Raw genomic sequence first — 12059 nt, 5'->3', positions numbered from 1 at the left:
GTCCAATGTCGACCTGAACCGTTGACGGAGGCCCCATGCAAGCACGGCAGTTCGAACAGTTCCTGCAACGCCTGTCCTCTCTAACGCGGCGCCAGCGCGACCGCCTGCTCGACCTGCTGCACTCGGCGACCGGCCTCGACCGCGTACTCAAGATCGTCGAGCAGCCCGGCATGAAAGCGCGGCGGCAAGGCGACAAAGCGCGGGATCTCGAGTGAACAAATGTGCATCCTGGTGGCGCGCGATCGCAGCGGCCAGACCATCGACGCCGTGACCGGCAAGGGCAGCGTGAGCAAGCGGCAACTGTTGCAACACCTGGGGCCGCGCCTGGCGCGCGACGTGCTGYTGGTGACCGATAGCCATGCGGCCTACCCGGCATTCGCGCGGGAGGTCGGGATTTCACATGAGGCCATCAACGCGAGCGCCGGCGAACGAAAGCGCGGTGCGCTGCACATACAAAACGTCAACGCCTATCACAGCCGGATGCGAACCTGGCTGCTGCCTTTCCGCGGCGTCGCGAGCCGATACCTGGGCCACTACTTCGGCTGGCGCTGGGCGCTGGATGGGCAGCGCATTGCCAGCCCCGGTGCCTTTTTGAGAGCGGCGCTGGGCAGATTCAACACTTAATGCAAACAGCGCCAATAGGTTTTCTATGCGTATCGCATAAAGTGCGGGAAAAGCGACGCCTAATCCAATCAGAACTGAAGCCAAATTCAGATCATGTAATATCCATCGAAATTCTCCCGTGGGAGGCTGCGATGGCAATCGAAAACCCGCACTGCCCTGGTTGTGGCGCACCAGACGTTCGCGTTATTGACAGCATAGCGACCGCCGAACTGGCGCGCTTGTACCGCAGTCGCGGCATCGATGTCGGCGCCTATGTCGAGACCACGCCGGAAATTTCGAGATTGAAATGCGACGCCTGCGACCTGGTTTTCTTTTCTCCCTCCTGCGCCGGCGACGACAGCTTCTACGAGCAATTACAGAAATTCGACTGGTATTACCAGGACGAGAAACCCGAATACGACTATGCCCGCCAATTCGTGGGCGACAAGCAGCGCGTGCTCGAAGTGGGCTGCGGGAAGGGCGCTTTCCGTTCCTTCTTGCCGGCATCGACGCGCTATGTTGGCCTGGAATTCAATGACGAGGCGGTGCGCAAGGCCAGGGAGGCCGGCCTCGACGTCCGCAAGCAATCGGTCGAACAGCACGCGGCCGAGCATCCGCGCGCCTACGACGTCGTGTGCAGCTTCCAGGTGCTGGAACACGTGCCGAGTCCGGACACCTTCGTGCATGCCTGCGTCGAGTCCCTGGCGCCGGGCGGCATGCTGATCCTGGCCGTCCCGGCCGAAGACAGTTTTCTTGCGCTGGCGGCGAACGCGCCGCTGAACATGCCGCCCCACCACGTGCTGCGCTGGACCGACCGCGCCCTGGTCAGCCTGGCGAAGCGGGAAGGGCTGGAAGTGGCGGCGCTCTGGCACGAGCCGGTCGCCGCCTTCCACCGCGACTGGCAGAGCCACACCCTGGCCTACCATTATTTTGTCCGGCGCGGCATGGCCTCCACCCGCCTGATCGACAGCAGCCTGCGCTATCGCCTCATCGGCAAGCTGCTGCAGAATACGCAGCTGCGCGACTTCCTGGCCCAGCGCGTCGCGCGCGAACAGCCGGCCCTGGAGCATGGCCATACCGTGGTCCTGGCGGCCAGGCAGGCGCAGGGCGTGGCCGGACAAGCCCTGCATTGAAGGCAGTCCCGCCTACCGCATGACGGCACCTGGATGGGCCGCGTCCGCGGTGCGGCTTGTGCCGTTCACGGGTGCGCTGAAGGCCTGGGCCGGATACCAGCGCGCCCGCAGCCGCATGAAGGGCGTCTCGACCAGCCGGTACAGGAGCCAGCCGCCGAACACCCCGGCCGCCATCACCGCCGCGACGGTCAGCGGCGCGGCAGGGTCGATGCCCCGGTTTTCCAGCACCGGCCGCAGCGCCATGAACACCGGCTTGTGCACCAGGTAGACCGCGTAGGACCACAGCGCCAGGCTGCCGGCGCCGGGAATGCGCAGGCGGTTCAGGATGCAGCGCGGGCTGAGCGCCGCGCAGGTCAGCAGGGCGAAGCTGAAGGCCACCAGCGAAAAGCCGAAGGTCGATGTCAGGCCCGGGTTCGGCGCGTCGTAGCGCACGCCGTACAGCACCGCCGCCGCCATGCCGATGCCGGCCGCCAGCAGGGCGTTCCCATGCTTCAGGAGGCGCTCGAACAGCCCGGGGTGGAAATTCTTCAGCATGGCGATGGCCACGCCGGGCAGCAGTTCGTCGAAGCGGGCGAAGGTCGAGTAGTAGGCCGGCGCCGAGAACGCCTCCTGGCCGTTCAGGAAGTTGATCCCGCGCGTGCCGATCCCGGCACCGATGGCGGCGACCAGCGCGCACCACAGCAGGCGCGGCGAGCGCCGCGTGCCTACCAGCGCCATCACCACCAGCGGCAGCACCAGGTAGAACTGCTCCTCGATGCACAGCGACCATGAGTGAGTGAAGGTCTCGCCGTAGCGCAGGCCGAAGTTCTGCGTGAAGCTGAGGAAGCGCCAGACCGGCGCCATGGTCTTGCCCCAGATCGGGCTGTGCGGCAGCAGCAGGTAGACGGCCAGCACCACGTAGTAGTTCGGCAGGGTGCGCAGCAGGCGGCGCGCGACGAAGGTCTTCAGCTGTACGCTTTCGCCGCGCGCGGCCGGCGCCAGCAGCTGGTTGCCGATCAGGTAGCCGCTCAGGACGAAGAAGAGGTCGACGCCGGCCCAGCCGACTTCACCGATGAAGCCGAAGATGGAGCCGCGGGCGACGAAGCCGTTGTAGTGGGACATCAATACCATGGCGATGGCGAGCGCGCGCAAGGTGTCCAGGCCCGCGAGGCGGGGTGTTCCGGCAGGTGTGTGCATCAGGCGATTTTCTTGTTGAAGTGATCGAGTGCATCCGCGAGCGCCGGCATATAGGTGCGGCTGGCGCGCAGCAGGCTGCCGTCGCGCAGGCGCAGCAGGGCGTCGCGGTTGGTAAGGGCGCGCAGCTCGGCGATCATGTCGAGCCGCACGATGGTCGAGCGGTGGATGCGCTGGAAGACGCGCGGATCGAGCTGCATGGCCAGGGTGTGCAGGCGCTCGCGCACCAGCCAGCTCTTGCCTTCCGCATGCAGGGTGGCGTAGTCGCCGTCGGCTTCGATGCGTTCGACGTCGCCGGCCGGGACCAGCACGGTGCGCGTGCCGCTGCGGACCGTGAAGCTGCGCAGCCACTGCGCCGGCGCCGCAGCGGCTTCGTGGCGGCGGTAGGGCCAGGCGCGCAGGGCGCGGTCCAGGGCTTCGTCCAGGCGATCGTCGTCGACCGGTTTCAGCAGGTAGTCGATGGCCGCCAGGTCGAAGGCCTGCACGGCGAAGCTGTCCCAGGCGGTCAGCAGGATCGCCATCGGACGATGCTGCGGCGGCAGCGAGGCCAGCACCTCGATGCCGCTCCTGCCGGGCATCTGGACGTCGATGAACACCAGGTCCGGCCGCAGCACCGCGATGCCGGCGGCGGCGCTGTCGCCGTCGCCGTATTCCGCGGCCAGTTCGAACTCCCCGCGGCGTGCCAGCCTCACCTTGACCGCCAGCCGCGCGAGCGGCTCGTCGTCGACGATCACGACCCGCATCGGCGCGCTCATGCCGCCGCCACCGCACGCAGGGGCAGGGCGATGCGCACGCCGAAACGGCCGTCCTCGCCCCAGCCGGCATCGACCCGCTGGGCGTCGCCGTACAGGTGGCGCAGGCGCTGCGCCACGTTCGCCAGGCCGATGCCGCCGCTGCCCGCCTGCGCCGGCTTGCATCCGTCGTTATGCACCTCGACCAGCAGGCGCGCGCCTTCGCGGCCGACGCGGACGTCGAGGCGGCCGGGCGTGCTAAGCGGCGCGATGCCGTGGCGGATCGCGTTCTCCACCAGCGGCTGCAGCATCAGGTAGGGCACGGCGCTGTCCAGCAGGTCCGGCCCGGCCTTCATGGTCAGGCACAGGCGCTCGCCGAGGCGGGCCTTTTCGATTTCCAGATAGGCGTCGAGCAGCGCCAGCTCCTCGGCCAGCGAATGCTCGTGGCGGCCGTCGTGGGCCAGCGTGGCGCGCAGGAAGTCGGAGACGCAGGCGAGCATGCGGTTGGCTTCGCGGTTGGACTGGTTCGAGACCAGCGCGGAGATCGCGTTCAGGGAGTTGAACAGGAAATGGGGATTGACCTGGAGGCGCAGCGCGCGCAGCTCGGCGTCGCGCGCGGCCGCCCGGGCCTGCGCCAGGTGCAGCTCGGCGCGCTGCAGCGACAGGTAGTACACCGCCACCGCGTGCACTGCGCAGAAGGAGATCAGGGCCAGCCAGCAGCCATCCAGGCCCCGGGCCAGCTCGCGCCACTGGTAGGCGCTCTCCAGTCCCAGGCCGATCGCGAGGCGCTGGCCGAGCAGGGCGTTCACGATCGACATCGCATAGCTGGCGCCCAGCAGTACCAGCGCCGTCGGCAGCCAGCGCCATTCGCGGCGCCACAAGGCGCGCTGCAGCAGCGCCAGCGGCACCAGCCATCCCAGGCAGGCGACGAAGAACAGCGTGCGGAAGGCGGCGGAATAGCCGTGGCCGAAGGACGGCAGCCCGAGGATGGCCATGCAGGCGCACACCGGCAGGGCGGCGAGCACGGGAACGAGCAGCGGCGTTTCTACTTTCACGGGCGGCCTTCGGGCAGATGACAATCCGGCAATTCTAGCGTCTTAACGGCCGATCGAGAACAGCATCGAGCTGATCTTCCAGCCGTCTTCGGCACGCACCAATTGCCAGCTCTCGCTGCCGCGGTTGGTCACTTTGCCGTCGACCAGGAAGTCGAAATCGAACCAGACCGACGCGACCGCGCCGTTGGTGTCGATGCGCACGTTGTAGAAGCGTTCCTCGACCGGCTTGGGCGCAGTCTGCACGAACTCGGCGAACTTCTTCCAGCTGTCGGGAACGACCTTGCGCGCGTCCGGGTGGCGCGCCTTGACCGCGGCCCAGGTCTGCTCGTCGGCGACCGACAGCCAGCTGTCGTGGTCCTGCAGGAACAGGCTGCCGAGGGTCTGGCCGTCATGGGCGATGATGGCGGCCTTGAACTGCTCGACGATCTTCTGGATCGCCGCGACGTCGGCCTGGTGGTCGCCCTTGCCGGCGGTGTCGGCGGCCCGTGCCGGCGCGGCCAGGCAGGACAGGACGATGAGGAGGGGGAAGAGGAAGGCGCGCATGGGAACTCCTGAGTTGGAAAGCTCCCATGCTGGACATTGCCGGGCCGGCGGTCCAGCGCAATGCGCCGACCCGTGCATGGCTTGCGGTGAACGGTGGGCGCTAGCGCAGCACCTGCAGCGCGTCGACGATCCGCACGTCGTGCATCTGGTTCAGGTAAGCCTCCAGGTAGCCCTTGTGCGAGGCGCCGACGATGACCAGGGTGCGGCTGCCAGGCCGCGCCGCGATGGCCTCGCGGATGTTCGAAGCCATGCGCAGGTTGCGGGTCTCCCAGGAACCGACGTAGTGGCGGCCGAACTGCTGCGGAGAGCCTTCTTCGAGCGCGGCGCCGAAGTCGCCGTCGAAGGCCAGCCTGGCCTGGGAGGGATCGTTGAGGGAGCGGTACATCGCCAGCACGCCCTCGGGATCGCCGAGCCTGGGCTGGTAAGCCTCCTCCATCTTCCTGCGCCGGGCGGAGGCGGGATTGTCCCAGGCCTTGCGGATGGCGGCGGCGAAGCCTTTCTCGTCCTCGATCATCACGTCCGAGGTATGGTCGTCCATCGCGACGATGCGCTCCAGGCCCAGCGCGGCCGCCACCGGCGCCGCGATCAGGGTGTTCTCGTTGCGCTTTGCGCGCAGTTCGTCGAGCAGGGCGACGAGTTGCGCATCGAGGCCGTCGCCGGCGCGGCGCTCGGCTTCCGGCAGGCGCAGCCACTGTACCAGCGCCGAGGCGCGTTCGCCGCCGGCCAGGAATACGGCGGCGAGATGGCGGCGCTGCGCCGGCGTCGGCGCGGCGGGCCAATGTGCCAGCAGCCGCTCGGCTTCGGCGGACGCTGCCGGGACGTCGAGGCCGGTCGAGGCGCGCGCCGGGGCAGGGTCCCAGCAGTAATCGGCCACGGTGTCCTTGTAGCGGTGCGGGAAGCGGCGCGCGTAATCGCACTGCATGCCGGACAGCGCCTCGATCGCGACGATCTGCGGCTTCCAGCCGGCCAGCCTGTCGTTCAGCAGCTTCAGGCTGGCGGGCCTGAACGGGTCCTTCAGGCCCGACAGGTGGGCCGTGCCCAGCACCATCACCTCGTTCGGCCGGCCCCTGGCCGGGCCCTTGAGTGCGCCCGGGTCGAAGATCTTCGCCGGTTCCTGTGCGTAGGCGCCGGCGGCGCACAGCAGGGTGGCGGCCAGCAGGCCGGTCATTCGTCGCAGCATACGATGTCTCCCTTGATCAGAGACGCCACTGTAGGCCGGCGCGGACGTCCGGGCGTCCGTCATGCGACGGGCCGCATATTCGATGGTATGAACGGCGAGGGAGCCCTGCAACTGCGTCCTCTACATGCCGGCCAGGCTGGCCCTGACGCGCTCGACATGTTCCAGGGCGCTGTCCCGGCCGTGCCTGGATGCCTGCAGCGCCATATGCCAGTGTCCGACCACGCCCAGCAGTTCGTGCCGGTCGCCGGCCCGTTCGATGCGCCGCACGACTTCGGCCGCCATCAGGCCGAGACAGGCTTCGGCCGTCTTCACCATCTCGGTCTTCAACTGCGCCAGCTCGGGGGACATGACAGGCGGCTGCGGCGCCGGTACGGCGGCCGATGTGGAGGTGCAGGGACCGATCAGCTCCATCGCCAGCAGCTCGCCGACGATAGTGTCGAGCTGCCGGGCGGGAATCAGGCCGGTGAGGGAAGCGCAGGGCTTGCGGCCGTCGAGCATGATCAGCACGGTCCGCTGCCTGCTGTTCAGGCCCAGGCAGCGCTGCGCGACCTCGCTCCTGCCTTTCGCTGTCTTTGCATAGATGACAGGGGACATGGTGAACTTTCGAAGCCGGTGTCGGATGATGCTATAGGGCAAGTGTTACCGCCGTATGTCATCCATGGCTTCAGTCCAGCTCGTCCTCGTCCGCACCCCGCTCCAGGCGCGGGATAACCTTGACCAGCAGGATGCGCGGGCCGCTGGTCTTCTTGACCACCACGTCGAAGCGCGGGAACTCGATGCGCTGGCCCTGCTTGGGAATGTCGCCCAGCTTGGCCATCAGCAGGCCGCCCACCGATTCCACCTCGTCCAGGCCCATGGCTTCGTTGTCGATGTCGATGCCGAGCACGCGCTCGAGCGAGACGATCGGCAGGCTGGCCTTGCCGATGAAGGTACCGTCGGCCTGGCGGATCCAGTCGTTCTCGTTGAGGCGGAATTCGTCGCGGATCTCGCCGACGATGGCGCCCAGCAGGTTGTCCAGCGTGATGAAGCCGACCGGGCGCTTGCCTTTTTCGCCGATCAGGGCGAAGTGGGGCGCGCCGGTGCGGAAACGGCGGAACAGTTCGATGGCGGGAGTGCGCGCCGAGAAGGTCTCGACGGGGCGCAGGTACTCCGTCAGGTCGGTGACGTCCTTGCCGGCCTGCTCGGCGAAGAACAGGTCCTTCAGGTGGATCACGCCCAGCACTTCTTCGCCGTCCTTGTCGAACCAGGGGTAGCGCGAGAAGCGGTTGCGGCGCATCGTGTCGAGGTTCTGCTCGAGCGAGCGGCTGGCGTAGAGGGCGCTGACCTCGTTAATCGGGCGCATCAGGTCGGACACCGAGTGCTCGCCGAATTCCAGCGACTGCGCCAGGATGTGGCGTTCGTCGTGGGTGAACTTTTCCTTTTCTCCCGTCGTACTGGTGTTGGTACGCAGGATCATCTTCAATTCGTCGTTCGAATAATGCGTCTCGTGGCTGCCGGCGCCGGACAGGCCGGCGACGCGCAGCACCATGTTGGCGCTGGCATTGAGCACCCAGATCGCCGGGTACATCGCCCAGTAGAAGCCGTACAGCGGGATCGCGCTCCACAGGCCGACCGCTTCCGGAAGGCGGATCGCCAGCGACTTCGGCGCCAGCTCGCCGACCACGATGTGCAGGAAGGAGATCACGCCGAAGGCGATCACGAAGGAGACGCCGTGGATCACTTGCGGGCTGGTGACGCCGAGAAAGGCGAAGACCGGCTCCAGCAGGCGGGCAAAAGCCGGTTCGCCGACCCAGCCCAGGCCCAGCGAAGCGAGGGTGATGCCGAGCTGGCAGGCCGACAGGTAGGCGTCGAGCTGGCTATGGACCTTGTAGAGGATGCGGCCTTGCAGGCCGCCGTTTTTCGCGATCGCCCGCACGCGGGTCTTGCGGAGAGTGACGATGCCGAACTCGGCCGCCACGAAGAAGCCGTTCAGCGCCACCAGCAGCAACGCCAGAACGACCAATAAAATATTTTCCATACAAATGTAAGTTGATCAAGAAGCAAGCCGATGCATTGTACAGCCCAGTTCCGGATTCAGGCGGCGGCCGGCAAGGCTTTTTGCGCGGCGGCCAGGATGGCCTCGACCGCCGGATGCTTGATCTTGCGTTCGTTCGAAATCACATAGAACTGCTCGCGCACGCCGGGCACGGCGCCCACATGCACCGCGCCGAACTGTTCTTCGATCTCGGCCGCCAGCGCCGCCGGCGCGAAGAACAGGCCCAGGCCGCGCCGTCCGAAGGTGTTGAGCAGGGCGTTGTCCTCGAACTCGCCGACCACATCCGGTTTCACATTGACCTGCAGCAGCCATTCGTCGATCTTGCTGCGCAGGGCATTATTACGCGTCGGCAGCAGGAAGGGCGCGCCATTCAGATTCCCCGGGAAATCCTTGCCATACCTGGCGGCCAGCTCCGGCGTGCCCACCACCAGCATCTCGCTCTCGAACAGCTGGTGGCTGAACACCTTCAATGCGCTGCCCGGCTGCACTTCGCGGTCGGTCAGCACCACGTCCAGCTTGTGCAGGGCGAGTTCGGCCAGCAGGGCCTCGAACTGGTCTTCGTAGCAGACCACGCGCACCTTCTTGTCGATGCGCATCGCGCTTTCCAGCATGCGGTAGGCGGACAGCTTGGGCAGCGAATCCGAGATGCCGACCGACAGGCGGATGCGGCCGCTGTCGGCTTCGTTCACGGCTTCCTGCATCTGGGTGCCGAGCAGGAAGATCTGGTCCGCATAATTCATCGCCACGCGGCCGGCCTCGGTCAGCACCAGGCGCCGGCCCTGCTGCGAGAACAAGGCCTTGCCCATCGATTGCTCCAGCAGGGTCAGCTGCGAACTGACGGTCTGCACCGCCAGGCCGAGGCGCTCGGCGGCGCGCGTGATGCCGCCTTCCTTGGCGACCACCCAGAAGTAGTACAGGTGGCGGAAATTCAGGTCGTTTTTCATGGATGGGCCCCTGTGCTCAGGTTTTATCGAAGTAATTCTCCCATTATCTTCGCTTTTTCCTTTTGTTGCACCCCTCTACACTGCGCCTTGTCAACAACAATACAAGCCAAGGGGTAGAACAACATGAAGCATTTCAGGGTGTCATTCATTGTCACCGCGCTTTGTCTGGCGGCGTCCGGATGGTGGGGCTACACGCATGGCGGCTGGCCGACGGCGCTGACCGCGGTGGGTATCGCCGCGATCCTGGCCGTGATGGAAGTCTCGCTGTCCTTCGATAACGCGGTGGTCAACGCCTCGGTCCTCAAGACCTGGGACGAGTTCTGGAAGAAGCTGTTCCTGGGCGTCGGCATCATCATCGCCGTGTTCGGCATGCGCCTGCTGTTCCCGCTGGTGATCGTGGCGGTGGCGGCCGACCTCGGCATGGCCGATGTGTGGACGATGGCGCTGGAGAACCCGAAAGAGTACTCGATGCACCTGACCAACCACCACGCGGAAGTGGCGGCCTTCGGCGGCATGTTCCTGCTGCTGGTCTTCCTGAACTTCCTGTTCGACGACGAGAAGGAACACCACTGGCTGGGCCACTTCGAAGAGAAACTCGGCGCGCTCGGCAAGGTGTCCTCGATCTCGGTGATGGTGGCGATCGGCGCCCTGATGGCCAGCCTGTCCTTCGTGGCGGAAGGCCAGAAGCTGGTGGTGCTGGAGTCGGGCCTGTGGGGCATCCTGATCTACGTCGGCGTCGACGTGCTCAGCAACCTGCTGGAGAAGTCGGAAGAGGGCGGCGGCGAGGTCGGCGACATGGTTAAGCGCGGCGGTATCGGCGGCTTCCTGTACCTGGAAGTGCTGGATGCATCGTTCAGCTTCGACGGCGTGATCGGCGCCTTCGCGATCACCAACGACGTCGTGATCATCATGCTGGGCCTGGCGATCGGTGCGATGTTCGTGCGTTCGCTGACCGTCTACCTGGTGGACAAGGGCACGCTCGACCAGTTCGTCTTCCTGGAGCACGGCGCCCACTACGCGATCGGCATCCTGGCGCTGATCATGCTCGCAAGCATGAAGTTCCATGTGCCCGAGCTGGTGACCGGCCTGGCTGGCGTGGCCTTCATCGGCGCCTCGGTGTGGAGCTCGATCCGCTACCGCAAGCGTATGGAAGCGATGGGCGTGGGCCACAAGGAATTGGCTGAAGTGAAGTAACACAGCCCGCAAAGAACCTGCGGCGAACGGCAGAACACCAGTTCGCGGCATGAAGTACCAAGGGTGTTCAACCAAAACAAGGAGAGTCAACATGGCAATCAGTCTGCAAAAAGGCGGTAACGTCAACCTGTCGAAAGAAGCGCCGGGCCTGGTCAGCATGAAGGTCGGCCTGGGCTGGGACACGCGCGCCACCGATGGCGCCGCGTTCGACCTGGATGGCGTCGTGTTCCTGCTGAACCAGTCGGGCAAGGTGCGCTCGGATGCCGACTTCATCTTCTACAACAACCTGAAGTCGGCCGACGGCTCGGTCGTGCACTCGGGCGACAACCGCACCGGCGAAGGCGAAGGCGACGACGAATCCGTCACCATCGACCTGTCCAGGGTGCCGGCCGACGTCGATCGCGTTGTGGTGGCCGTGACCATCCACGACGGCGAAGCGCGCCGCCAGAACTTCGGCATGGTCGGCAAGGCCTTCGTCCGCTGCGTCAATGCAGGCAACAACAGCGAGATCGCCCGCTACGACCTGTCCGAGGACAGCTCGACCGAGACGGCCATGATTTTCGGCGAGGTGTATCGTAACGGCGCGGACTGGAAGTTCCGCGCGGTCGGCCAGGGCTTCAACGGCGGCCTCGGCCCCCTCGCCAAGAACTACGGCGTGGCCGTCTAAGCACGCAGTACCGCCGCCCTCCCGAGTCCGCGGGCGGGGCGGTCATCACCCACAATAAAAGGAAGCCAAGCATGCCAAAATTTACTGTTACCGGTGACGTCGATCCCTTCCTGCACGTGTCCATGCGCCAGGGCGAAACCATCTACTGCGAATCCGACGCGATGGTGATGATGGAATCGACGCTCGACCTCAAGGGCAAGATGCGCGGTGGCCTGGGCAGCGCGCTGATGCGCACCTTCGCCAACGGCGAGTCCTTCTTCCAGCAGCACATCGAAGCGGCGCGCGGCGACGGCGATTGCCTGCTGTCGCCGACCCTGCCGGGCGCGATGCAGATCGTCGACTGCGGCCCGGGCGGCCAGTACATCATCAGCGACGGCGCCTTCGTCGCCGCCAGCTCGGGCGTGGACCTGAAGGTGCGCACCCAGAGCCTGGGCAACGCCCTGTTCGCGGGCAGCGGCGGCTTCTTCGTCACCGAGACGCAGGGCAGCGGCCAGGTGGTGGTGTCGGGCTTCGGTTCGATGAGCATGCTGGAGGTCGAACCGGGCAAGGACGCGATCATCGACAACTCGCACGTCGTCGCCTGGGATTCCACCCTGCGCTACGAAGTCTCGATCACGACCGGTACCAGTGGCGGCTTCCTGGGCAACCTGATCAACAGCCAGACCAGCGGCGAAGGCATCGTCCTGCGCTTCTCCGGTCGCGGCAAGATTTACGTCTGTTCGCGCAACCGCGCCGCCTTCAAGGCCTGGATGCAGGCACCGGCGCGCTGAGCGGACTCACTCACTCAACAAAAGGAGTATC

General features: G+C 66.1%; 13 protein-coding genes and 1 pseudogene. 6 read left to right on the top strand and 8 right to left on the bottom strand.

The genetic code is table 11. From position 1 onward, the window contains the following. The first annotated feature begins 35 nt into the window (after positions 1–35). The 3 genes and pseudogenes from AC1DOP_RS04915 to AC1DOP_RS04905 all read left to right on the top strand — a co-directional run bounded on the left by AC1DOP_RS04915 (position 36) and on the right by AC1DOP_RS04905 (position 1736). Complete coding sequence (locus AC1DOP_RS04915) at positions 36–215, top strand: hypothetical protein (RefSeq protein WP_442122156.1); 180 nt, start codon at positions 36–38, stop codon at positions 213–215. Further along, a pseudogene (locus tag AC1DOP_RS04910) lies at positions 175–624 on the top strand (IS1595 family transposase); the annotation flags it as partial. The gene AC1DOP_RS04915 and the pseudogene AC1DOP_RS04910, both read left to right, overlap by 41 nt. A gap of 218 nt (positions 625–842) precedes the next feature. Continuing rightward, on the top strand, positions 843–1736 hold the full coding sequence (locus tag AC1DOP_RS04905) for a class I SAM-dependent methyltransferase (RefSeq protein WP_442122157.1): 894 nt from the start codon (positions 843–845) through the stop codon (positions 1734–1736). A gap of 12 nt (positions 1737–1748) precedes the next feature. Here the strand turns inward: AC1DOP_RS04905 and AC1DOP_RS04900 are convergent, their stop codons facing one another. The 8 genes from AC1DOP_RS04900 to nhaR form a co-directional block, all read right to left on the bottom strand. Beyond that, positions 1749–2912 carry an acyltransferase family protein gene (locus AC1DOP_RS04900; RefSeq protein ID WP_477250099.1) on the bottom strand — a complete coding sequence of 388 codons (1164 nt, stop codon included), beginning with the start codon at positions 2910–2912 and terminating at the stop codon, positions 1749–1751. Further along, entirely contained in the window at positions 2912–3664 is a 753-nt protein-coding gene (locus AC1DOP_RS04895) for a LytR/AlgR family response regulator transcription factor (RefSeq protein ID WP_442122159.1), read from the bottom strand. Before AC1DOP_RS04895 ends, AC1DOP_RS04900 begins: the two co-directional genes overlap by 1 nt. Beyond that, on the bottom strand, positions 3661–4695 hold the full coding sequence (locus AC1DOP_RS04890; protein WP_442122160.1) for a sensor histidine kinase: 1035 nt from the start codon (positions 4693–4695) through the stop codon (positions 3661–3663). The genes AC1DOP_RS04895 and AC1DOP_RS04890 overlap by 4 nt, the downstream gene beginning before the upstream one ends. Positions 4696–4737: 42 nt before the next feature. Further along, positions 4738–5238: a nuclear transport factor 2 family protein gene (locus tag AC1DOP_RS04885; protein ID WP_477250096.1), complete on the bottom strand. Its 501-nt coding sequence runs from the start codon at positions 5236–5238 to the stop codon at positions 4738–4740. Between the two features lie 100 nt (positions 5239–5338). Continuing rightward, positions 5339–6418, bottom strand: a complete 1080-nt coding sequence (locus tag AC1DOP_RS04880) for a DUF5694 domain-containing protein (protein ID WP_442122162.1) — start codon at positions 6416–6418, stop codon at positions 5339–5341. Positions 6419–6538: 120 nt separating this feature from the next. Then, complete coding sequence (locus AC1DOP_RS04875) at positions 6539–7012, bottom strand: hypothetical protein (protein ID WP_442122163.1); 474 nt, start codon at positions 7010–7012, stop codon at positions 6539–6541. Between the two features lie 70 nt (positions 7013–7082). Further along, positions 7083–8435 carry a hemolysin family protein gene (locus AC1DOP_RS04870; protein WP_477250093.1) on the bottom strand — a complete coding sequence of 451 codons (1353 nt, stop codon included), beginning with the start codon at positions 8433–8435 and terminating at the stop codon, positions 7083–7085. A 56-nt stretch (positions 8436–8491) separates the two neighbouring features. Then, a complete protein-coding gene (gene nhaR, locus AC1DOP_RS04865) occupies positions 8492–9397 on the bottom strand; it encodes a transcriptional activator NhaR (protein ID WP_442122165.1) in 906 nt (301 codons plus the stop codon). A gap of 123 nt (positions 9398–9520) precedes the next feature. Between nhaR and AC1DOP_RS04860 the strand changes: the two genes are divergently transcribed. From AC1DOP_RS04860 to AC1DOP_RS04850, 3 genes are all read left to right on the top strand, one after another. Then, complete coding sequence (locus tag AC1DOP_RS04860) at positions 9521–10591, top strand: DUF475 domain-containing protein (RefSeq protein ID WP_477250091.1); 1071 nt, start codon at positions 9521–9523, stop codon at positions 10589–10591. Between the two features lie 91 nt (positions 10592–10682). Then, complete coding sequence (locus tag AC1DOP_RS04855; protein ID WP_442122167.1) at positions 10683–11258, top strand: TerD family protein; 576 nt, start codon at positions 10683–10685, stop codon at positions 11256–11258. A 71-nt stretch (positions 11259–11329) separates the two neighbouring features. Then, a complete protein-coding gene (locus AC1DOP_RS04850; protein WP_442122168.1) occupies positions 11330–12028 on the top strand; it encodes a TIGR00266 family protein in 699 nt (232 codons plus the stop codon). Positions 12029–12059: the final 31 nt, after the last annotated feature.

The organism is Massilia sp. 01N410, assembly GCF_056399665.1.
This window is presented reverse-complemented; position numbering and strand designations above follow the sequence as displayed.